The sequence below is a fragment of the Acidiferrobacter sp. SPIII_3 genome, assembly GCF_003184265.1.
In the GTDB taxonomy this organism is placed as follows: Bacteria; Pseudomonadota; Gammaproteobacteria; order Acidiferrobacterales; family Acidiferrobacteraceae; genus Acidiferrobacter.
In genome coordinates this window covers 153,132-174,900 of sequence record NZ_CP027663.1, presented here as the reverse complement: position 1 = coordinate 174,900, position 21,769 = coordinate 153,132, and the positions used below count along the sequence as shown (strand labels likewise).

The following is a 21,769-nucleotide window of genomic DNA, read 5'->3' as shown; positions in this document are numbered from 1 at the left end:
CACCATGGATAAAGAACAAGCCGAACCCGTTACGCATTTTGGTTACCGTGAGGTGTCCGAGAGCGAGAAGACGCGTCTCGTAGGTCGCGTGTTCCGCTCGGTCGCGACACGCTACGACCTCATGAACGACCTCATGTCGGGAGGGCTGCACCGCGCCTGGAAGGCGTTTGCCCTCGGCATCGCCGCGGCCAAACCCGGAGAGCGCGTTCTCGATCTCGCCGGCGGGACCGGGGATCTGGCGGCGGCCATGGCCGTGCGCGTCAGCGACCGCGGCCTTGTGGTCTTGAGTGACATCAACGACGCCATGCTCGCGGTCGGCCGCGACCGCCTCATGGATCGCGGCACACCGCGCAAGCTCACCTATGTCCAGGCGAATGCCGAGAGGCTACCGTTTCCCGACAACACCTTCGATCTCATCACGATAGGCTTCGGACTGCGCAACGTCACACACAAGGACCGCGCACTCGCGGCGATGTCGCGGGCGCTCAAGCCGGGCGGGCGCTGTGTGGTGTTGGAGTTCTCGCGCCCCCGGTCGCCACTCTTTGGCCGACTCTACGATGCCTATTCGTTCGCCGTGGTGCCCAAGCTTGGGCGCTATGTCGCCCAAGACGAGGAGAGCTATCAGTACCTCGTGGAGTCGATTCGCAAGCACCCGGATCAGGAGGCGCTGAAGGCCCTGATGGAGGATGCGGGTCTACAGCGGGTCGCTTACTGGAACCTGACGGGTGGGATCGTGGCCGTGCACAGGGGCTACAAGCTCTAATGGCGGCAACGCTCTCACCGGCACAGGACGGCCGCGCCCGCGCGAGCGCGGATCTGTGCTATGCCGGCTTCTGGCGACGCATGGCCGCGGACCTGGTCGACAACATCGTGCTGCTGCCGGTGGTCTCCGCGCTGACACCGGCGCGCTGGCCGGCCCATCTGACCCTTGCGGCACTCGCCCAGGCCATGGCCGCAGACCCCCTGCGCCAGTTCTTCGGGCTGGTCTTTGGGGTCGCGTACTCGGTGGTATTCTGGGTGAAGTTCCTGGGCACGCCCGGCAAGCTTTTGCTGTCCTGTCATCTCGTGGACGCGCAAACCCTAGGCCCGCTCACAGTCGGTCAGTCGCTTTTGCGCAACGTAGGCTATCTGGTCTCGTACGCGACCTTGGGGCTCGGCTTCCTGTGGATCGCCTGGGACCGACGCAAGCAGGGCTTTCATGACAAGATCGCGGGCTCGGTGGTCCTGTATGTGCCGCGCCGCCCGCGGCGGGGGTAACGGTGCGCATCGCGCTTTTCGCCCTGGAGCAGGCCCTGAACATCCCCTTTCGCATCGATCCCGAGGCGCGCGCCGGCCTTGCCGCGCTCGCCGGGCGGTCGGTGCGCGTGGTGCTGACCAGTCCGGCGCAGTCCCTCGATCTCGCGTTCACGCCCGAGCGCATCCAGGTCCGGCCGCCGACCGGGAACCCGGACGTGACCGTACGCGGCTCGGCCCTGCAGCTCGCTGCGCTCATGCGCGCGCGGCCCGAACAGACACAAAAAGTGGTCGCCTCCGGGCTCACCATGGAGGGCGACATCGACACCGCATGGGCCATGAAGCGGCTCTTCGAAAATGCCCCGGTGGACTGGCAGGAGGCGTTCGCGGGCACCGTGGGCGACGTGCCCGCGCAGCTCGTCATCCGCAGTCTGCGCCGGGTCGGCGAGTCCGTGCGCTATGCCGCCCGGCGACTGGGGGCCAATGCCGTGGCCTTTTTGCAAGATGAGGAGCGGGCGCTCCCGCGTCCCTGGGAGATGGATGAATTTCTGACTGCCGTGGACACCCTGAGGGATGACGTGGAGCGGCTTGGCCAGCGCGTACGCCGCCTGAAGGCGCGCTGATGCTGACCTTCGGGCGGGCGCGACGGCTTTTGCGCATCACCACGGTCTTCATCTCCCATGGACTCGATGAATTCGTAGCCAACCTCCACCTGTTCCGGCTCTATGCCTACGTCCTGCGGCTGGCCCCGTGGCGGTGGCGCCGGACGCTCGCGCCGCGCGGTGAGCGCCTGCGGCTCGCGCTCGAGGAACTCGGGCCGATCTTCATAAAATTCGGCCAGATGCTGTCGACCCGACCGGACCTCGTGCCCGAGGACATCGTCGTGGAGCTGAGCCGCCTGCAAGACCGGGTGCCGCCGTTTCCGAGTGAGCAGGCGGTGACCCTCATCGAGGCCGCCTATGGCATGCCGCTCTCGCAGGCCTTCCGCACCTTCGACACGACCCCCGTGGCCTCGGCGTCGGTCGCGCAGGTCCATTTCGCCATCCTGCATGACGGGACCGAGGTGGCCGTCAAGGTGCTGCGGCCGGGGATCGACATCATTCTGCGACGCGATCTGGCGCTCCTTCAGACCTTGGCGCAGCTCGCCGTCCGCTATTGGCCCGATGCCCGCCGCCTGCGACCGCTCGAAGTGGTCAAGGAATACGAGAAGATCGTCCACGATGAGATGGACCTGGCCCACGAGGCGGCGAATGCGAGCCAATTGCGCACGAACTTCCAGGACTCCACGCTCCTCTATGTGCCGCGGGTGTTCTGGGACTACACCCGCCGGACGGTGATGGTGATGGAACGTATCACGGGCGTGCCGATCTCGAACCGCGAGGCCCTGGTGGCCAATGGTGTCGACCTACGCAAGCTCGCCCACAACGGCGTGGAGATATTCTTTACGCAGGCCTTCCGCGATGGGTTCTTCCATGCCGACATGCACCCCGGCAACATCTTCGTGTCGTTCACCGGCCAATACCGCGCCGTGGACTTCGGGATCATGGGCACGCTGAGCGCGGATGACAAATACTATCTCGCCGAGAACATCCTGGGCTTCCTGAACCGCGACTATCGCAGTATCGCCGAGGCCCACGTGCGCGCCGGCTGGGTCCCGAAGGGGACGCGCGTCGATGAGCTCGAGGGGGCAATCCGCACGGTGTGCGAACCGATATTCGCAAAGCCCATAAAAGACATATCGTTCGGCCGTCTGCTCATGAACCTGTTCCAGACCGCGCGCCGGTTCAACATGGAAGTCCAGCCACAGCTCGTGCTCCTTCAGAAGACCCTGTTCAACATCGAGGGGCTCGGGCGCCGGCTCTACCCCGATCTCGACCTATGGATCACGGCCAAGCCGTTCCTGGAACGCTGGATGCGTGAACAGCTGGGTCCGCGGGCGGTGTGGAATGCCGTGCGCAAGGAGTATCCGAACTGGATCCATATCCTGCCGGAGATCCCACGCTACCTCGGCACCACCCTAAAGCAAGCGAAAGATGGGGAATTGTCGGTGCGCGGGCAATCGGACGAGATCGAGCGCCTCGCTCAAGACATGCGCGTGCGCCATAGGCGCATCATGATCGGCCTGCTCGGCGCGATGCTGCTTGCCGTCGGCCTCGGGGTCTTTGGCGTGACCCACCCGGGGTTCATCGCCCGCTATCTCGACATCATAGAGGTCGGGGTCGGGGCGCCCGGGTTCGTGTTACTCGCGTGGTCCGTGTTCGACCTCGGGCGCCGGCCGCAGTAAGCCGGACCACGCGAACCCCCGCTGTCAGAAGTCGTAGCCGAGCCGCAGACCGATGACCGGCCAGAGCTTGTAGGAGCTCGCGCGGGAGTTGGCGCTGGCCTGGGCGGCGGCGACATCGGAGGCCAGGGCGGGGTTGCCGGTGGGATTGCTTGCGCTCAACTGGACGTTGGGGCTGCCGGTGAAGAGCACGCCGACATCGAACCCCATCGAGAAGCCGGAATGGCGCGCGGCCTTGCTGCCCCAGCCTATGCCGAGATAGGGCGCGATGCGCCGGTAGCTCATCTTGCCCGCAAAGGTACCGACCTCGGCGCCTGGATAGCTGGTGCCATTGATCACATAGGTCCCGGTGGGATCGAATGAGTAGGCGGTCACGCGGTTCTCGTTGACCATGGCCCCGCCGGTGATACGAAACACCCCCGCGAACGGATAATAGTTGAGCAGCACCGGTATGGTCTGGAGGCGCAGGGTGGCGTGGTAGGGGATGCTGTTGTTGGAGCTCGTATAGGTCCCCGCGCGGCTCTCGCTCAAATGGTTGATGCCCACCGCCAAGTCCAAAGTCCCCGGAATGAGGGCCGTCGACACCTGTACGCCAAGCCCCAAAGTCGAGGCCCCGATCGACACATTGACCGGTTGGGCGTCCGCCGGGACTGCCATCACCGCCCCCACGAGCGCCACCACGACGCCCGCACCCCACCCCCGCCACTGCTTGGCCATGCTGAATTCCTCCCCGTTCACGTCTTCGCGCTGTTTTTGGTATCGCTGGGGCATGCCCAAAAATACACGCCCACGAGGCAATGATAGCAGGCGCGACAGTAGAGGCAATCGTGTCACGCGACCCACCCCGGGACATGGACGGCCACTGGGGTCATGACCGCCCGCGTTCGGACAAGGGCCTGAAGGTCCGGGCTGTGCGCGGGAAAAGGCGAACGTGGTAGGCCGCGACCCATCGACATCGGCCGACGGGCGCGATGATCGCTTTTCAGACATCAAGAAATGGGGTGTGGGCACCCGTGCCGGCCCCGGGTCGAGGCGTGGCGCCGGCCAGCCGCCGAACGCGCCTGGGATGCGGATCAGCCCCAGTCGAGACGCTTTGTGAAATGCGCGACACTCGGGCGTTCTTCGTACCCCAGCGAGGGATAAAAGCCGCGCCGGTAGGAGTCGCGTTCGCGACTGTTCAGGACACTGATACGGAAACATTTGCGCGATGCGGCCTCGCTCTCTATGGCCGCCATCAAGCGCTTGCCCACGCCGCGGTTGCGCGCCTCGGCGATCACGAAAAGCTCCGTCACATGGAGCTCGCGTCCGGCGAACAGGAGGTGGGTGACGATCTCCCCATGGACGTAGCCGACCACCGTCTGATCGTGCTCGGCGACGAGCAACAGGGCGTTATCCTCAATGATCAGCGCACTCAGGCGCTGGCCCAGGGTGCTGCCGTCGGCCTTGAAGGCCGGGTTCCAGCCCAACTCCCGGTGCAGGTGCATAACCCCTGGGAGGTCCGTGCGTTGCAGGGGACGAATCGTAATCGGCAAGGCTTCCCGGCCGCTCATGCCATCACCCCTTGAATTGTCGATACACGGACAGCCCCCGGAGCAGGTCAAAGGCCTGGCGCAGCTGATAGTCCTCGTCCAAGAGTTTGCGGGTCGCGGGCGGGACGCCCGCCGCCTTGGCCTGTGTCTTGGGCGGGTTCGGATTGGTGAGGTGGTTCGGGAGGTCCACCTCGCGCAGGAAATCATTGCCGCCGCTTGGCACGAACTTCCCTTCATGGACCACGATGTTCGGCGTGATCCCGAGATTTTGAATGGAGCGCCCATTGGGCGTGAAGTATCGGGCCGTCGTCAGGCGCAGCGCGCCTCCGTTGCTCATGGGCATTATGGTTTGGACACTCCCCTTGCCGAAGGTCCTCGTGCCCATGATGATCGCGCGCCGGTTGTCCTGCAACGCGCCCGCCACGATCTCGGCGGCCGATGCCGATCCGCCGTTCACCAGCGCGACCATGGGGGCGCCGTGCAAGAGATCGGGGCCATGGGCATGAAAGACGACGTCCGAGCTCGGGATGCGGCCGCGCGTGCTCACGATGATGCCGTGATTCATGAAGTCATCGCAGACCGCGACGGCCGCGTTCAATACGCCGCCGGGGTTGTCGCGCAGGTCGAGCACCAGACCCTTCAAGGGGGCATGGTTTTCCGCCTGGAGGTGCTGCAGGGCACGCGTCACGCCCCTGCCGGTCGCGCCCTGGAATTCCGAGATGCGCAGATAGCCGTAGCCGGGCGCGAGCAGCCGGCTTGCCACACTGTGGATCTTGATGATCTGACGGCGCAGATGGAAGGTGAGCGGCCGACTCACCCCCTTGCGCAATACCGTGAGCTCAACGGTCGATCCGGGGCGCCCGCGAAGCAGGTGCACGGATTTGCGCAGCGACAACCCCTGAATGAAGGTCCCGTCGATGCGCACTATGAGATCGCCGGGGCGGATGCCGCTGCGCCCTCCCGGGGTCCCTTGTATGGGTGTCACGACCTTCAGAAAGCCCTTGTATTCGGTCACCTCGAGACCCACGCCCCCGAAACGTCCGGTGGTATCGACCGTGAGATGGCGGTACTGGCGGGGATCGAGGTACTGGGAATGGGGGTCGAGATTGTCGACCATGCCGCGCAAGGCGTTATCGATCAGCTTGTGGCTGCTGACCGGGAGCACATACTCGGCCTTGACGATGTTATAGACCTCCGCGAAGGTACGCAGCTCGCGCAGCGGGAGATGCGCGAGGCTGGCGCGCTCATGCGCGGCGCGCTCGGCCTGCACCGCGCGCTCGACCGTCAGGCCGGCCCCCAGGAACACACCGGCCAACAGGATGACGGCGTAACGCGCCACGCTCTTCTTCATTGCCAAAAACCTCCTCAAATTCCCTGACATCCTCCCCCCGCCTCAATCTGGGGCCGCCTCATGGAGGGAAGGGATCCTACGGCCCTCAAACGCCGCATCGAACCGGGCTTGAGTCGCTATGGTGGGTTCCTGCTGCTGGTGACCTTAGGGCTATCGTTCGCTTCACAGACCACAACGGGCGCGTCCTGCCCCGAGCAGACCAAACAATAGCAGATTCTCCACCGAAAACCAGGGACCGCCGCGCCGCCACTCCCGGGCCTCACGGGCCCGGCCCCGCAAAAAGGGCGGTCATTCACGGCCCCCGGCGGAGGTCTGGGACCATGCGTGCGTGTCACCGATGCGCGAGCCAGGCCAGGGGATCGAGGGGTTGGCCGTCATGGCTGATATCGAAATACAGCCCGGGTCGCGAGAATCCGCCGCTATCCCCCACGGTCGCAATGACCTCGCCCGCGGACACGACATCGCCGACACGCTTTAGCAGGGTCTGGTTATGACCGTAGAGGGTCATGAACCCGCCGCCGTTCTCCAGTATCAACAACAAACCATAACCACGCAACCAGTTGGCATAGACCACGCGTCCGGGGAACACGGCGCGTACATCCTCACCGAAACGGCCAGGGATGAGCACCCCCTCCCACCGGCCGAGGTGTCCCGGCGCGCGCGCCATGCGCAAGGTCGAGTAGCGGGCCGGAATCGGCATCGGCAGGCGCCCCCGAAAACGGGCGAACGGCCCCACGGGCTGCGGCATGGGGCCCGGCACCTTGGGCAGACGCCGCAAGCGGCGCACGAGGGTACGCAGGCGTAAGGCGCGGCGGCGCAAAGCGAGCAACCGCGCATGGCCGCTCTGCGCCTGGCGGTCGAGCCGGCGCACCGCCCGCGCCCGGCGCGCGAGCGCGACACGAAAACGCCGGGCCTGGGCCGCGGCGGCCGTCGCGCGCGCGCGCCACTTGCTGGTCTCGGCGGCGGCCGCGGCGATGGTCCGGTGGAGCGCCGAGGCGGTGTCCCGCAGGGCCGTAAGCCGGTGGGCGCGTGCGCGCAGGACGTAGCCGTAGTACATCATCATGCGTGCCAGGAAGCGTGGATCCTTTTGGCTGAAGAGCAGCTGGACCGCGCCCTCGCGACCGGCGGCATAGGCGGCCACCGCCTGGCGATCGATGGCGCGCCGCTCTTGCGCCTCGGTGCCGCGCAGCCTCGCGGCGCGTGCCGTGAGGGCGCGTACGCGCATCTCGGATCGACGCAGTAAGGCCTGGGCATGCCGGAGCGCGCGGCTGGCGTGCGCTACCTGGTCTTCGGACAGGCGCAAGGCGTCTTGGGCATGGCTGCGTTCACGCAAGGTCTGATCGAGGTGCTGTTGCAAGGCCGCCTCGCGCGCGCGCAGCAGTTGCAGGTCGTGGCGCGGCCCGGCATGCGCGGCCGGTATCGGGAACAGGGCGGCAAGCAGGACCCATGCGAAACGGCCGCTGGCAGGCACGCTCCACCGCTTGCCCAGACCCCGTGCGCTCACACGAGTTCGATCAACGACTGCCCGGTCATCTCGGACGGCGGGGCGATATTGAGCAGGCGCAGCAGGGTTGGGGCGACATCCTCCAACGAGCCTTGCGGACTGATACGCGCCTTACGCCCGACATACAAGAGCGGCACGGGGTTTGTAGTATGCGCGGTATGCGCCTGACCACTGTCGGCATCGAGCATCTGTTCGGCATTGCCGTGGTCGGCGGTGATCAGCATCTCGCCGCCACGGGCGCGCACGGCGGTCGCGATACGCGCAAGGCAGGCATCGATGACCTCTATGGCGCGCACGGTCGCGGCCATGTCGCCGGTATGCCCGACCATGTCGGGATTGGCGAAGTTGCAGATGATGACGTCGTGGCGCCCGGTGTCGATGGCCTGAACCACCGCGTCTGCGACCTGTGCCGCGCTCATCTCCGGTTTGCGGTTGTAGGTCGGCACGTCGGTGGGCGAGGGCACGAGGATGCGCTCCTCGCCGGCGAACGGGGCCTCCGTTCCGCCGTTTAGGAAAAACGTGACGTGCGCATACTTTTCGGTTTCCGCGACACGCAACTGGCGCTTGCCGAGATCCGCCAAATAGGCGCCGAGGACGTTGACGAGACGCGCCGACGGAAAGGCCACCGGGACATTGAAGTCGGCCTGGTATTCCGTGAGGCTCACAAAACCGCCAAGACGCGGATGCACGGCGCGCGCGAAGCCGTCGAACGCCGGGTCGACGAACGGCCGACTGATCTGGCGGGCGCGATCCGAGCGGAAGTTCATGAACACGACGACATCACCGTCGTCTATCGGACGCGGCGCCTCTCCCGGCGGAACGACAAGGGTCCCCTTGACGAACTCATCGGTTTCCCCGCGGGCGTAGGCGAGCGCCAGGGCCTCGGCGGCGTTGGCCGCGCGGTAGTCGGCCTTGGCCGCGGTCAGAAGGTCGTAGGCGGCCTGGATGCGCGGCCACCTGTGGTCGCGGTCCATGGCATAGTAACGCCCGATCACCGAGGCGATACGTCCGCGCCCGAGGGCCGCGAATTTGGCCTCCATGGCCGCGAGCGAGGCGCCGGCGCTCTGCGGCAGGGTATCGCGGCCGTCGAGAAAGGCGTGCAGGTACACCTGGTTTAGTCCGCGCGTGACCGCGAGCTCGACCATGGCGTGGATATGATCCTCGTGGCTGTGCACCCCGCCCGGCGACAACAACCCGAGCACATGCAGGCTCTTATGGGTATCGCGTGCCCGGTCCACGGCATCCGTGAGGGTCTTGTTGGTGAAAAACATGCCCGAGGCGATCGCCCGATTGATGCGCGTATACTCCTGATAGACGACGCGTCCGGCCCCGAGATTCAAATGGCCGACCTCGGAGTTCCCCATCTGTTTCGAGGGCAGGCCGACGGCGGCCTCGGAGGCCTGGATGAGGCTATGGCTGGCGTTGGCCCAGGCCTCGTCCCACCAGGGCTTGCGAGCCGCGGCGATGGCGTTGTTTTCGGTCTGCTCGCTGTAGCCCCAGCCATCGAGAATAACGAGCACAAGCGGTTTAGGTGTAAAAGGCATGAAGCGCGCTCCGCGCGGGATCCCGTCATCCGGTCTTTTAAATCCCACTTATATTGTATAATGTTTTGTTTCGGGCGACAGCTGGACGGCGATGGCTCGCTGTGCCGCAACTCGTCCTTACGACCTTAAGGGAGTCGATATGGTACCTTCCGAGATCATCCAGCCCCTGGACGACATTCTCATCACCAATGAGGAGGACATCCAGCTCGCATCGCGGGCGCTGAAGGCGATCGCGCACCCATTGCGACTCAAGATCCTCTGCATACTCGGCGCCGCCACAGAGGTGAGTGTACAAGATATCGTCGTCCAGGTGGGGACCTCGCAGAGTAATATCTCGCAACATCTGTCGATTTTGCGCGATAAGGGGATACTGGCGTCCCGCAAACACGCGAACAAGGTCTTTTACCGGATCGCCGACCCGCGCATCCTGCAGCTCATCGGGGCCATGCGCATGGCATTTTGCACGCTCCCCGACGAACGCTGAGGGCCGGCCATGCTCGCATTCGTAATCGCACACTGGTATCTGTTCCTGGCCTTGGTGGTCGTGGGCGGCCTGCTGTTGGCCGGCTCGGCGCTCGAGGGCGGTCCCGGGACACAAAAGGTGACGTGCCAGGAGGCCGTACAGGTCCTGAATCATAAATCGGCCGTGATCGTGGATGTGCGTGAACCGCAGGAATTCGCGAGCGGGCATATTGCCCGGGCGATCAATATCCCCTTGGGTCAGGTAGCGACGCGCAGCCAGGAACTGAAAAAATACAAGGAGAAGCCGATCATCGTCTGCTGCGCGAGCGGGGCGCGGTCGGCGCGCGCCGCGGGAATCCTGCGTAAGGCGGGCTTTACCGATGTCCGCAATCTCGCGGGTGGGCTGTCGGCGTGGCGCGGCGCCAACCTCCCCACCATCTCATAGGGTCTTCTATGGCCAAGGTCTTGATGTACACTACGCGCGTATGCCCCTATTGCCAGATGGCCTCGCGCCTCCTGGAACAAAAGGGCATTCCGGTCGAGAAGGTCCGCGTGGACGAAGAGCCCGAGCGGCGCCGAGAGATGGTCGAGCGGGCGCGTGGCGCCACCACGGTCCCGCAGATCTTCATAGGCGACCGTCACATCGGAGGCTACCGGGAGCTCGCGCAACTGGACGTAAGGGGGGAACTCGATCCCCTGCTTGGCCTGTGACCGTCGGTAAACGACAACCCTCAACCATCCTGTAAGGAGCCCTCGTGGCGGATCAAAACACGGACCCGGAAATCGTTTTCAGCCTGGAAAAGATCTACGTCAAGGATATCTCCTTCGAGGCACCGCACGTCCCCGCCGTGTTTCTGGAGAAGGCGGCCATGGAGGTCGACATGCAGCTCGGCATCGAGCACAGCCCCATCAATCCGGCCGAGGGGCTGCACGAGGTGGTGCTGGCGGTGACCGTGACCGCGCGCATGGACAAACGGACCGCCTTTCTCACGGAAACCAAGCAGGCCGGGGTGTTTCGCATCACCGGCGTGCCCGACAGCGAGCTCGAGAAGGTCCTGGAGATCGCCTGCCCGAACATCCTGCTGCCCTTCGCCCGCGAGGTGGTGAACGATCTCGTCTCCAAGGGCGGGTTCCCGCAGTTGCTCATCAATCCCGTGAACTTCGAGATGCTGTATCAACAGAAGCAGGATGGCGAAATTCAAGATGGGCACAGCGCCCATTGAGGACGGGTCGCGCGCAACACTAGGAGTCCTGGGCGCGGGGGCCTGGGGAACGGCCCTGGCCATCATCATGGCGCGCTCGGGACGGCGGGTGGTGCTGTGGGGTTCGGATGAGGCACGCATGGCGCGTCTCGCCCATGAACGCGCCCACACCGCGGCCTTGCCGGGTATTCGCTTCCCGGACAACCTGGAGATCGAGAACGACCTGGAAGGCGTGTGCCGGACCGCCGCCGGCCTCATGCTGGCGGTCCCGAGCGGCGGCTTCCGAACCCTCCTGCGCGCGGTAACACCGCTCTGCGATGACGCCGCCATCCTGGCGTGGGCCACCAAGGGCCTGGAGTCGGGCACCCACAAACGCCTGTCGGAAATTCACAGCGAGGTGCGGCCGGGGCGGCCGGCTGCCCTGTTGACCGGTCCCACGTTCGCGCGCGAAGTCGCGGCGGGGCTACCGGCTGCGATGACCATCGCCTCGCCGGATCCGGCGACCGCCGAAACTGTCGCCTCCTGGGTCCGGAGCGAGCGCCTGCGCGTCTACACGAGCGACGATGTCATCGGCGCCGAGATCGGCGGGGCGGTGAAGAACGTGCTGGCGATCGCGGCCGGCATCAGTGACGGCCTGGGGTTCGGGGCCAACGCCCGGGCCGCGCTCATCACCCGCGGACTCGCCGAGCTTTTGCGACTCGGGGCGGCGGTTGGCGGCCGCGCGGAAACCCTCATCGGCCTTTCCGGGGTCGGTGACCTGGTCCTGACCTGCACCGACGACCTGTCGCGCAATCGCCGCGTGGGCCTGGCGCTCGCCGGCGGCCGGTCGCTCGGCGATATATTGGGCGAACTCGGACAGGCCGCGGAGGGCGTGGCCAGCGCCCGCGAGGTCTACGCCCTGGCTCGTGAACACCGCGTCGACATGCCAATCACAGAACAGGTCTATCAGGTCCTGTTCGCCGGACTCAGCCCGCAGGCGGCGGTGACGGCGCTCTTGAACCGCGATCCCCGGACCGAGACCGACGCCGCTAGCGCTTGATACCCGCCAGCATCTGCTTCAAGGCCCATACCGGGGGCGCCCCGGAATTGACGATGCGGATGGTGCCGTCGGTCTTTTGGTAGACGAGGATCGGCACGAGCGGAAAACCCACGATGCGCGTATCGAGCTTCAGGTTGTAGGCGAGCTCCTTGCGCACCGCGGCCGTCGGCCGCCGCGGGGCGATGGAGCTGCCGGTCTTCCAGGAGTAATGGGCCTGCGCCGCGCGCAGGGCCGCGCGCCCGTCCGGCGCCTCGAGGAGGGCCGCGGCCTTGCCGGGGCTAGACGGCGTGAGGTAGGCGACCGGGATCTCGTGGACAGTGAGGTGGTAGGGCTTGATCAGGCCTTGCAGGCGCTCGTAGAGGATATGGCAATAGGGACAGTTGGGATCAAAAAGGTCGTAGACCACGCGCCGGCCATGGCCCTCGGTGATGCCGGCGGCACCCTTCAGGGCCCGATACAGGACCAGCCGGTGGGCCTGTTTCGCTGCGGATACCGGACGATGCGCCCATACAGGGGCGCTGAAAGCGCCCATCACAAGCCCGATCTTCAGCCATCGCGGTAATACCATGCCTTCCCCCTCCTGCGGACGTCACGACGCGACGGCCGCCATGCCTCAATTGACGATATCGGCCGGTAGTCGGTGCGATGGACCCGTGTGCGCCGCCGAGTCCGGCCGTGTGATGTGGGCAAGAAGGGCGCGCGGCCCTTCATAACCCGACCATTCCCCGATCCGCGCCCCGTGACGATTGAAGTAGACCAGGGTAGGCGGCCCGAAGGCATGCAGGCGGGCCAACAGGCGCCGGGTCCGGCCATTATCTTGGCTTACGTCGGCGCGCACCAGGACCAGCGAACGCAAGGCCGTCACGACGCGCGGGTCGCGAAAGGTGTTGTCATCCATGCGCCGGCATTGCACGCACCATGAGGCCCAGAAATCCACCAGTACGGGGCGCCCATGGGCGCCGGCGAGGGCCGCCTTCAGACCGCGCACGTCATGGATCGTCTGGAACGTGAGCCGTGGGCGCGCGGCGGGACGGATGCCGCTCGCAGACAGGCGCGCGAGCGGGGCGAGCGGGTCGGTAGCCCCCGACAGGGCCCCTACGCCGAGCACCAGACCATAGCCGAGAATCGCCACCTCGAGGCCCTTCATAAGGCTGGCCGCGCCGGGGGAACCGGACTTCAGGGGCTCCAGGGCCCCGAGGGCCACGCTGCCGACGATGGCCAGCAACGCCCATAGACCGAGCGTCACGGGGCCGGGCAGGATGCGGCCTTCGAGCCAGATCGCCACCGCGATCATGAGCAGCCCGAAGACCGCGCGGATCTTGTCGAGCCACGGGCCGGCCTTGGGCAGAAAATGGCCGGCGGACGTACCTATGGCAAGCAGCGGCAGGCCCATGCCGATACTCAAGGCAAGCAGCGCAAGGCCGCCGAAGACCACATCCCCGGTGCGCGAGATGAGCAAAAGCGCCCCGGCCAGGGGCGCGGCCACACACGGGCCCACGATCAAGGCCGAGAACACCCCGAGCACCAGGGTGCCGAGCACCTGTCCGCCTTGGCCGTAACGGCCCAGACGCTCCTGGACTGCGCGCGGCATCTGCAGGTCGTACAGTCCGAACATGCAAAGCGCCAGGACCACGAACAGGGCGCTGAAGGCCGACAGCACCCAGGGGTTCTGGAAGGCCGCCTGGACATAGTGCCCGGTCAGCGCGGCGATGATGCCGGCCGCGGTATAGGTCGCGGCCATGCCGACCACATAGGCGAGAGACAAGGTCAGGGGGCGTGCGCGCCCCCGGCACTGACCGACGATGGTCGCCGACAGGATCGGGATCATGGGAAAGACGCAGGGGGTGAATGCAAGCCCGAGGCCGGCTACGAGAAACAAGACCAGGGTGTCCCAGGGCGGCGTGATTTTCGCGGGCGAAGCGGCGATCGACGAGACCGGGGCCGGCGCCGCGGGCGGGGACGATCGCGGGCCGATGCCGGCGCGCGGGGTCTTTAAGACCACGGTCTTCGTAAGGGGCGGATAACAGATCCCGGCATTCGCGCAGCCCTGGTAGCGCGACGTGACACGCAACACGCGCCCCCCCGGGGCCCGCGCGAATGGGATGGTCAGTACCGTACGGCCCTCATAGACCTGCTGATGACCGAAGGCCGGGTCGTTGACCCAGCGGCCCTTCGGGAGATGGAACGGGGCCAGACGCACACCGCGCGGCGCCACCGCGAGATGCACGCGACTGCGGTAGATGTGGTAACCGGGCGCGGCGGTCCAGCGCACCGCAAGCGCGCCGTGCACGATCGCGGCGTGGAACCGGAAGGCCTGATTGGGCGCCAACGGGCGGGCCGCCGCCGGGATCGGCACGGCCCCCAGACACATGACCGCCACGACTACCGCAAGCACCGCGCGCCTATCCATCGAACCCCGTCTTGTCACCATCCTCTCGTGATAAAGACGTCCGGCGGGCGCCCTTATTCCCGATCGCCGACGCCCGGTCAGGGACCGCCCTCGGCGCACTCCGGACAGGGGATGCTGTAGCCGCACTCCTTCTGCGGGCACACCTTCTCGGTGCCCCGTCGCTTCGTGGTCTTGACCGTCAGGATCGGATGTCCGCACTGCGGGCAGGGCTCGGCGAGCGGCGGATTCCAGACCGCGTACTTGCAATCCGGATAGCGCGAGCACGAATAGAAGATCTTGCCGTACCGCGATTTGCGCTTCAGGAGCGTGCCCTGGCGGCACTCGGGACAGGTCACCCCGGTGTCGCTGGGCTTCTCCAGGGGCTCCATGTGACGGCAGGTCGGATAATTGCTGCAACCTATGAAGCGCCCGTAGCGGCCACGCTTGATCACGAGCGGGCTTGCGCACAACGGGCAGGCGCGGTCCGGAATCACCTCGGCCGCCGGCGCCTCGGCCTCCTCGCCCAGGTTGCGCGTGTAGTCACACTCCGGGTAACCGGTACAGCCGATGAAATAGCCGTTACGCCCAAGGCGCTTGGACAGCGGCTTGTGGCATTGCGGGCAGGTCTCGGCGAGGACCTCCACGCCCGGACGCTCGGCGTCCTCCTTGTCGCTCACCTGGCGATGAAACTCCGACCAGAAATCGCGCAGCAAGGGGACCCACTCCTTCTCGCCGCGCGAGACCGCATCCAGGTCGTCTTCGAGGCGCGCCGTGAAATCGTAATCGACATAGCGCTCGAAGTGCTGGGCTAAGAATTTGTTCACCACCCGCCCGACGTCGGTGGGCTTGAAGCGGCGCTTGTCCAGCACCACGTACTCGCGTTGCTGCAAGGTCTGGATGATGGTCGCATAGGTGGAGGGGCGGCCGATCCCGAAGGCCTCCAGGGTCTTCACCAGGCTTGCCTCGGAATAACGCGGCGGCGGCTCGGTGAAATGCTGGTCCTTGTGGATCTCCTTTAAGGTGATGCGCTCGCCCTCGCGCATGTCCGGGAGCAACCGGTCCGACTCGTCCTCCTCCCCCTTCTTGTCGTCGGCATCTTCCTGGTAGACCGTCATGAAGCCCGGCACGAGCACCACCGAACCGGTCGCGCGCGAGATATCGCCGGGGCCGGCCTCGAGGTCCACGGCCATGGTGTCGAGGACCGCGGGGATCATCTGGCAGGCCATGGTACGACGCCAGACGAGATCGTAGAGTTTCAGTTGCTCGGGGGTCAGGAGGGCACGCAGGTCCTCCGGCGCGCGGCCCACCGATGTCGGCCTTATGGCCTCATGGGCCTCCTGGGCATTCTTGGATCGCGTCTTGTAGACGTGGGGGGCGGCCGGCAGCTTGTCGGCCCCGAAGCGCTCGGCGATCACGCCGCGGATCTCGGTCAGCGCATCCTGCGCCAGGGTCACGGAATCCGTGCGCATGTACGTGATAAGGCCCACGGTCTCGCCGTCGATCGCCACGCCTTCATAGAGCTGCTGCGCGGTGCGCATGGTGCGCTGGGCCGTGAAATGCAGCTTGCGCGCGGCCTCCTGCTGGAGGGTGGAGGTCGTGAAGGGCGGGGCCGGATTCCGCCGACGCTGCTTGCGCTCCACGGCGAGCACGCGATAGTGTCCGTCGCTGGCGCCGGCCTTGAGGCGCGCCTCGACTTCGGCGGCATGTTTGGCATCGGTCACCGCGAACTGGTCTAGGCGCGTCCCGGAAAGCATCATGAGCCGGGCCCGGAATGCCTGCCCCAAGGCCTCCATCTCCGAATCTATGGTCCAATACTCGCGCTCCACGAAGCGCTCGATCTCCTCCTCGCGCTCCACGATCAGGCGTAGCGCCGGGCTCTGCACACGACCGGCCGACAGTCCGCGACGCACCTTCTTCCAGAGCAGGGGCGAGAGATTGAAACCGACCAGATAATCAAGGGCGCGGCGCGCCTGCTGGGCGTTGACGAGGTTCTCGGAAAGCGCACGCGGCTCGGCGACCGCCTTTTGGATGGCGCGCTTCGTGATCTCATGGAACACCACGCGATGCACCGGCTTGTCCGCCACCAAGCCCTCGTCTTTCAGGATTTCATAGAGATGCCAGGATATGGCCTCGCCTTCGCGGTCCGGGTCGGTGGCAAGATAGAGGACATCGGCCTTTTTCATGGCCTTGATGATGAGGTCGATGTGCTTGCGATTCTTCTCGATGACCTCGTACTTCATGCTGAAGTCATGATCCGTGTCGACCGCGCCCTTTTTCGGTATGAGGTCGCGCACATGGCCGTATGAGGCCAGGGCCGTAAAGCCCTTGCCCAGATATTTGCCCATCGTCTTGGCCTTGGCGGGCGACTCGACAATGATGAGATTCTTAGTCATGCGTCTTCAGGCGGTAACGGTAAACGAGTTGGGGCACTATGGGCCTTGGGAAGTGCGAACGCCACCCGGCGATTTCCTGGGGAAGGAAATTCTAGTTGAGGGCGCCCTGGGTTTCGTTAAACACCAAGTCCTCCATCCAGGCATAAGCCTGTTCCTGACCCGGCTGATTGAAGAGCACCATCAGAATGATCCATTTCATCTGCTCCAGGTCCATCTCATCCGTTTCGAGCGCCATCACGCGATCGATGACGAGTTCGCGTGCGGCCGCATCGAGCACCCCGCCCTGCTCCAGAAACAGCAGGAAGCCGCGCGCGGCCGTGTCCATCTTCTTGTGCTCGTCCTCGGAATACACACGCAGGGACTTCAGGGAGGCATTGGCGGGCGAGGAGGCCTCGTTGCTCCTCAGGGCCGCGAGCCCTTCGAGCCACGCAAAGGCCTTGACGATCTCGGCCTTGGGAAAACCGGCCTGCGCCAGTTCATCGGCCAGGGACTCCTGATCGGGTTGGAAATCGGGCCCCTCGTCCATATAGTTTTCGAATAGGTACATCAGGACGTCGAGGACGTTTTCTTTCATTTCAGGATCTTGCACTCTCCGGTCCGCTCCTGAGGTCGGGCGCACGGCGCCTTTGGTCAAGAGCATGGAGCAAACGGCGGTCAAGGTCAATCTTGCGGCGTTGCCACCGAGTCGCCCACATGGATCTCGCGGCGCGCCTGCATGATGATGCCGTAACTGACGCGCGAGAATGTCCGGAATATCATCAGGAGTCCGAGCGGCTGCTTGCGCCCCCGCAGCGTCTCATGCGCCACGGGGTCATAGAAGGGGCGCGGCCGGCTATAGATGCGCAGCACATAACCCCGCCGCATCCCGGCATTCTTGCCCGCGTCGATGGCCACCGCGGCGTAGGTCCCAAGGTTCAGGTTGTCATGGGTCGCCGCCACCACGACCGCATGGATGCGCTTGCGCGGGGCGCGCGGATAGTAGTAAGGGATCGGCGCCTCGCGCCGCCACGGCACCAGACGGTCCCCGGCCTCGACCTCGCGGATCGACGAGACCACTTCGAGCTCCGGCAGGCGTCCTGGCCGCACAAGCCTGGCTTGACCGACATATTTCGTTTCATAGGCCAGAAAATCCCCATCCCTCGTGCGCAGCGCCGGGCCGCGTCGATAGATCTCATAGGTCTTGTCCGGGTGGGCCCCGAGATGGCGCGCATAGAACCGGCTCAAGGGGCTCAAGAAGGTGTGGCGATGGACGGCGCCGGCCACATAACCGAGGCGCCGGAAGGCACGTCGCGACAACGCGAGCGGACGCTGGAGGAATGGGCCTATGACATTGGGGTCCAAGGTCGGTATGGCGCCCACCAAGGCATGCGAACCGACCACCGGCCGCAACACCACGGTATTTTGCCTGGGGCCGGTCAGTGCCCGCGCGGGACCCTCGTCCACGAGATAGGGTGTGCCGCGGATGTAACGCAGCACGATGACGTCGCCCGGGTAGATGAGGTCGGGATCGCGGATCTGTAGGTTCCGGTTCCAGATCCCGGGCCACCGCCACGGATCCCGGAAGAAGTGATCGGCGATACCCCAGAGCGTGTCGCCGGCCCGCACGACATAGCGTTGCGGGACATGGGGAACGGCCAGGCGGTCCGCCCACACGAGGGGGGAGAGGGCCAATACCAGCAAAAGACTGAGGCGAACTCGACGCATGGCAAGGAGTGTAGTGGGTGATCAGGCGGTCGTCCACCTGCCCAGAGGGGCGCGTGGCCCGAGATTCCGGTATATAATTCGCCCATGGCATTGCGCGAGATCCTTCGTTACCCAGACCCTCGGCTGCGCAAAAAGGCGCTGCCCGTCGCGCGCGTGGATGAAGAGATCCAGCAACTCATCCGGGACATGGCCGAAACCATGTATCGGGCACCCGGTATCGGCTTGGCCGCCACCCAGATCAATGTGGCAAAGCGCGTCGTGGTGATCGATGTGAGCGCCGACCACAAGGATTTGCGGGTCTTCGTCAACCCCGTGATCGGCGAGCGCTCCGGGGTCTTTGGTATCGAGGAGGGCTGCCTATCGGTGCCCGGCGTATTCGAGGAGGTCCTGCGCGCCCAGAAGATCACGGTGCGCGCCCAGGATGAACACGGCGCGGCCTTTGAGCTCGTGGCCGAGGATTTGCTGGCGGTATGCATCCAGCACGAGATCGATCACCTCGACGGCAAGGTATTCGTCGACTATCTCTCACGCCTGAAGCAGCAGCGCATCCGCAAGAAACTCGAAAAACAGCAACGCCTCGCGATGTGACCCGGTCGTGAGGACGGTTTTCGCGGGGACGCCGCTCTTTGCCCTGCCGGCCCTGGAGGCCCTGGTCAAGGCCGGCTACGATGTGCCGGGCGCCCTGACCCAGCCCGACCGGCCGGCCGGCCGCGGGCGCAGGCTTACGCCAAGCGCGGTCAAGACGCGCGCGAGCGCGCTTGGCATCCCCGTGTATACCCCCGAGAACGGCGCCCAGGCCGAGGCTGTGGTGCGCACGCTCGGCGCGGATGTGGTGGTGGTGGTCGCCTATGGACTGCTGCTGCCGCCGACCCTCCTCGATATCCCCACGCACGGCTGCCTGAACATTCATGCCTCGCTGCTCCCGCGCTGGCGCGGCGCGGCACCCATTGCCCGGGCGATAGAGGCCGGCGATACCGAGACCGGTGTCACCATCATGCGCCTCGATGCCGGCCTCGATACCGGACCGATGCTGGCGCGTGCCACGGTCGCCATCGGGCCTTGCGACACCGCCGAAACCCTGACCGAGCGGTTGGCGCATCTGGGGGCGGAGACGTTGATGCCGGTGCTCGACGCGCTACGCCGGGGGCGGTCCGTCACGGAAGTCGCGCAACCGTCGAGCGGCGCCACCTACGCGCGCAAGCTTCGCAAGGACGAAGGGCTCATCGACTGGCGGCGGGACGCCGTTGCCCTGGAACGTCAGATCCGCGCCTTCACGCCGTGGCCTGGGGTACGCGCCGTGATCGGCGGCACGAGCGTGAAGATCGGCACGGCCCACGCCGTGGACGCCCCGCGAACGGCGGAACCGGGCGTGGTCCTGGAGGTCCGGCCCGAGCTCGTGATCGCCACCGGCCACCGGGCACTCGCGGTGACGTCCCTGCAGGCCGCCAATGCCCGCATGCAGCCCGCCGGGGTCTTTTTGCAGGCCCACCCGCTTGGCGTCGGGGACCACGTTGGCTAAACCCCGTCACGCCCTGACCCTGCGCGCGCGATCGGCGCGCATCATCGCCCGCGTATTCACCGGAGGCGCGCTCGATCCGGCACTGGATGAAGACCGCGCCCGTCACGGACGTCATGGGCTCGTCGAGGAGCTCGCGATCGGCACGATCCGCTACGCACCCCGCCTCCTGACGCGCACCGCCCCGCTGCTCAGACACCCGTTTCGCAAGGCCGACCAGGATCTGCAGGCCCTGATCCTCATGGGTCTCTATCAGGCCTTCTTCATGGACACGCCCGGGCCGGTGGCGGTGTCCGAGGCGGTATCCGCCGCCGATGCCCTGGGCAAGTCCTGGGGGAAGGGCGCACTGAACGCGGTGTTGCGTGCCGCCCTCGCCGCCGAAGCGGTCGCGCCCTACACCGGATACAACCACCCGGACTGGTTCGTCGAACGCCTGAAAGCGGCATGGCCGGAGACGTGGCGCGCGGTGCTGGCGGCCAACGACGAACGCGCGCTGCTCACGCTGCGCGTGGATACCCGGCGGATCCCGCGCGGCGATTATCTGGAACAGCTCGCAAAGGCCGGTATCACCGCCCACGCGCACCCCGTGGCCGACACCGCGGTAGTGCTCGCCCACGGGGCCCTGGTGCCGGGACTTCCCGGATTCCGCGAGGGCCTGGTATCGGTCCAGGACGCCGCCGCGCAACTGGCGGCCCCGCTGCTCGCTCCGGCCCCGCGCGATGCGGTCCTCGACGCCTGCGCCGCGCCCGGCGGCAAGACCGGCCACCTGGCGCAATCCGCCCCCGAGGCCTCTGTGACCGCGGTCGATTCCGATCCGGCGCGGATGGCGCGGCTCGTGGAGACCCTGACGCGCCTCGGGTGCGTTACGCGCGTGCGGACGCTGACCCATGATCTCGCCGAATATCCCCTGGAGGGCTACTTCCCGCGCATCCTGCTCGATGCCCCATGCTCGGCGACCGGTGTCATCCGGCGTCATCCGGACATCAAATTGCATCGCCGCGCCGCGGACCTGCCCCCTCTGCGCGCCGTACAGGCCCGGCTCCTCGACCGGCTGTGGCAAAATCTCACACCCGGGGGCACCATGGTCTATGCGACGTGCTCGGTACTGCCGGAGGAAAACGAGGACCAGGTGACGGACTTCCTCGCGCGCACCCCGGACGCCCGCGAGGACGGCTTCCGCTTCCCGGTCGGACATGCCCGCCGGGCGGGCTGGCAGTTCCTGCCGGGAGAGGCTGGCATGGACGGGTTCTATTACGCGCGCCTCGCACGGCGCGCATGAAGACGTTCGAGGAGGCCGATCAATGGACACCGAGACCCTGGAAAAGATGCTCTCGCGCGGCCAGGACAACCTGCTGCTGCGCTTCGGATTGGGCGGGGAATATGTGCGCCTCCAGCAATACGACAAGGCGATCCCGCATCTTCAGGCGGCGGTCGCCTTCGACCCCCGCCATGCGGCGGCGTGGAAGCTGCTCGGCCGGGCATTGACGGCAAGCGGCCGCCCCGAAGAGGCGCGCCAGGCCTATCGGGAGGGAATCCGCGCCGCCGAGGCCGGAGGGCACATACAAGCCGCGCGCGAGATGCGCGTATTTCTGAAACGCCTCGACAAACCGGCGGGCTGACCC

At 66.1% G+C, this 21,769-nt stretch carries 23 protein-coding genes; 13 read left to right on the top strand and 10 right to left on the bottom strand.

The features are described 5' to 3' along the window. Window positions 1-4 precede the first annotated feature (4 nt). Genes ubiE through ubiB form a run of 4 tightly spaced genes read left to right on the top strand, consistent with a single transcriptional unit; the run spans window position 5 to window position 3,517 of the window. Window positions 5-763 carry a bifunctional demethylmenaquinone methyltransferase/2-methoxy-6-polyprenyl-1,4-benzoquinol methylase UbiE gene (gene ubiE / locus C4901_RS00905; RefSeq protein WP_110135717.1) on the top strand — a complete coding sequence of 253 codons (759 nt, stop codon included), beginning with the start codon at window positions 5-7 and terminating at the stop codon, window positions 761-763. After that, window positions 763-1,257: an RDD family protein gene (locus tag C4901_RS00900; RefSeq protein ID WP_110135716.1), complete on the top strand. Its 495-nt coding sequence runs from the start codon at window positions 763-765 to the stop codon at window positions 1,255-1,257. The genes ubiE and C4901_RS00900 overlap by 1 nt, the downstream gene beginning before the upstream one ends. A 2-nt stretch (window positions 1,258-1,259) precedes the next feature. After that, window positions 1,260-1,856, top strand: coding sequence for an SCP2 domain-containing protein (locus tag C4901_RS00895; protein WP_110135715.1), 597 nt, complete (start codon window positions 1,260-1,262; stop codon window positions 1,854-1,856). Continuing rightward, on the top strand, window positions 1,856-3,517 hold the full coding sequence (gene ubiB, locus C4901_RS00890; protein WP_110135714.1) for a ubiquinone biosynthesis regulatory protein kinase UbiB: 1,662 nt from the start codon (window positions 1,856-1,858) through the stop codon (window positions 3,515-3,517). Before C4901_RS00895 ends, ubiB begins: the two co-directional genes overlap by 1 nt. 24 nt (window positions 3,518-3,541) lie before the next feature. Here ubiB and C4901_RS00885 read toward each other — a convergent pair whose 3' ends face one another. The 5 genes from C4901_RS00885 to gpmI form a co-directional block, all read right to left on the bottom strand. Next, window positions 3,542-4,231, bottom strand: a complete 690-nt coding sequence (locus tag C4901_RS00885) for a hypothetical protein (RefSeq protein ID WP_145960575.1) — start codon at window positions 4,229-4,231, stop codon at window positions 3,542-3,544. 356 nt (window positions 4,232-4,587) lie between these two features. Continuing rightward, a complete protein-coding gene (locus C4901_RS00880) occupies window positions 4,588-5,064 on the bottom strand; it encodes a GNAT family N-acetyltransferase (RefSeq protein WP_110135712.1) in 477 nt (158 codons plus the stop codon). Window positions 5,065-5,068: 4 nt separating this feature from the next. Further along, window positions 5,069-6,394 carry a S41 family peptidase gene (locus tag C4901_RS00875; protein WP_110135711.1) on the bottom strand — a complete coding sequence of 442 codons (1,326 nt, stop codon included), beginning with the start codon at window positions 6,392-6,394 and terminating at the stop codon, window positions 5,069-5,071. Between the two features lie 331 nt (window positions 6,395-6,725). Continuing rightward, the gene (locus C4901_RS00870) at window positions 6,726-7,898 is read right to left on the bottom strand and encodes a murein hydrolase activator EnvC (RefSeq protein WP_110135710.1); all 1,173 of its coding nucleotides are present in this window, start codon (window positions 7,896-7,898) and stop codon (window positions 6,726-6,728) included. After that, entirely contained in the window at window positions 7,895-9,442 is a 1,548-nt protein-coding gene (gpmI, locus tag C4901_RS00865) for a 2,3-bisphosphoglycerate-independent phosphoglycerate mutase (RefSeq protein WP_110135709.1), read from the bottom strand. Before gpmI ends, C4901_RS00870 begins: the two co-directional genes overlap by 4 nt. A gap of 139 nt (window positions 9,443-9,581) precedes the next feature. Here gpmI and C4901_RS00860 point away from each other — a divergent pair, with 139 nt between their 5' ends. Genes C4901_RS00860 through C4901_RS00840 form a run of 5 tightly spaced genes read left to right on the top strand, consistent with a single transcriptional unit; the run spans window position 9,582 to window position 12,145 of the window. After that, window positions 9,582-9,926 carry a metalloregulator ArsR/SmtB family transcription factor gene (locus tag C4901_RS00860; RefSeq protein WP_065969073.1) on the top strand — a complete coding sequence of 115 codons (345 nt, stop codon included), beginning with the start codon at window positions 9,582-9,584 and terminating at the stop codon, window positions 9,924-9,926. 9 nt (window positions 9,927-9,935) lie between these two features. After that, window positions 9,936-10,349, top strand: coding sequence for a rhodanese-like domain-containing protein (locus C4901_RS00855; protein ID WP_110135708.1), 414 nt, complete (start codon window positions 9,936-9,938; stop codon window positions 10,347-10,349). A gap of 8 nt (window positions 10,350-10,357) precedes the next feature. Next, window positions 10,358-10,615 carry a glutaredoxin 3 gene (gene grxC / locus C4901_RS00850; RefSeq protein WP_110135707.1) on the top strand — a complete coding sequence of 86 codons (258 nt, stop codon included), beginning with the start codon at window positions 10,358-10,360 and terminating at the stop codon, window positions 10,613-10,615. A gap of 44 nt (window positions 10,616-10,659) precedes the next feature. Beyond that, window positions 10,660-11,127 carry a protein-export chaperone SecB gene (gene secB / locus C4901_RS00845; RefSeq protein ID WP_110135706.1) on the top strand — a complete coding sequence of 156 codons (468 nt, stop codon included), beginning with the start codon at window positions 10,660-10,662 and terminating at the stop codon, window positions 11,125-11,127. Next, entirely contained in the window at window positions 11,093-12,145 is a 1,053-nt protein-coding gene (locus C4901_RS00840; RefSeq protein WP_205736114.1) for an NAD(P)H-dependent glycerol-3-phosphate dehydrogenase, read from the top strand. The genes secB and C4901_RS00840 overlap by 35 nt, the downstream gene beginning before the upstream one ends. On the opposite strand, the gene C4901_RS00835 is transcribed toward C4901_RS00840, so the two are convergent. The 5 genes from C4901_RS00835 to C4901_RS00815 all read right to left on the bottom strand — a co-directional run bounded on the left by C4901_RS00835 (window position 12,135) and on the right by C4901_RS00815 (window position 18,631). Next, window positions 12,135-12,713 carry a thioredoxin fold domain-containing protein gene (locus tag C4901_RS00835; protein WP_110135704.1) on the bottom strand — a complete coding sequence of 193 codons (579 nt, stop codon included), beginning with the start codon at window positions 12,711-12,713 and terminating at the stop codon, window positions 12,135-12,137. The two genes, C4901_RS00840 and C4901_RS00835, sit on opposite strands and share 11 nt — an antisense overlap. A 45-nt stretch (window positions 12,714-12,758) precedes the next feature. Further along, window positions 12,759-14,555, bottom strand: coding sequence for a protein-disulfide reductase DsbD (gene dsbD, locus C4901_RS00830; RefSeq protein WP_168185463.1), 1,797 nt, complete (start codon window positions 14,553-14,555; stop codon window positions 12,759-12,761). A 77-nt stretch (window positions 14,556-14,632) separates the two neighbouring features. Then, the gene (gene topA, locus C4901_RS00825; protein ID WP_110135702.1) at window positions 14,633-16,927 is read right to left on the bottom strand and encodes a type I DNA topoisomerase; all 2,295 of its coding nucleotides are present in this window, start codon (window positions 16,925-16,927) and stop codon (window positions 14,633-14,635) included. Between the two features lie 91 nt (window positions 16,928-17,018). After that, on the bottom strand, window positions 17,019-17,501 hold the full coding sequence (locus tag C4901_RS00820; RefSeq protein ID WP_110135701.1) for a DUF494 family protein: 483 nt from the start codon (window positions 17,499-17,501) through the stop codon (window positions 17,019-17,021). Between the two features lie 86 nt (window positions 17,502-17,587). Continuing rightward, on the bottom strand, window positions 17,588-18,631 hold the full coding sequence (locus C4901_RS00815; RefSeq protein ID WP_110135700.1) for a LysM peptidoglycan-binding domain-containing protein: 1,044 nt from the start codon (window positions 18,629-18,631) through the stop codon (window positions 17,588-17,590). Window positions 18,632-18,715: 84 nt separating this feature from the next. On the opposite strand from C4901_RS00815, the gene def reads away from it, so the two are divergent. From def to C4901_RS00795, 4 genes are read left to right on the top strand one after another with little or no spacing between them, the layout of a single operon-like run. Next, window positions 18,716-19,219 (top strand): peptide deformylase, encoded by a 504-nt coding sequence (gene def / locus C4901_RS00810; RefSeq protein ID WP_110135699.1) that lies wholly within the window; start codon window positions 18,716-18,718, stop codon window positions 19,217-19,219. Between the two features lie 7 nt (window positions 19,220-19,226). Further along, window positions 19,227-20,150, top strand: a complete 924-nt coding sequence (gene fmt, locus C4901_RS00805; protein WP_110135698.1) for a methionyl-tRNA formyltransferase — start codon at window positions 19,227-19,229, stop codon at window positions 20,148-20,150. Beyond that, complete coding sequence (rsmB, locus tag C4901_RS00800; protein ID WP_168185462.1) at window positions 20,143-21,426, top strand: 16S rRNA (cytosine(967)-C(5))-methyltransferase RsmB; 1,284 nt, start codon at window positions 20,143-20,145, stop codon at window positions 21,424-21,426. The genes fmt and rsmB overlap by 8 nt, the downstream gene beginning before the upstream one ends. Before the next feature lie 22 nt (window positions 21,427-21,448). After that, complete coding sequence (locus tag C4901_RS00795; RefSeq protein ID WP_110135696.1) at window positions 21,449-21,766, top strand: tetratricopeptide repeat protein; 318 nt, start codon at window positions 21,449-21,451, stop codon at window positions 21,764-21,766. The last annotated feature ends 3 nt before the right edge of the window (window positions 21,767-21,769 follow it).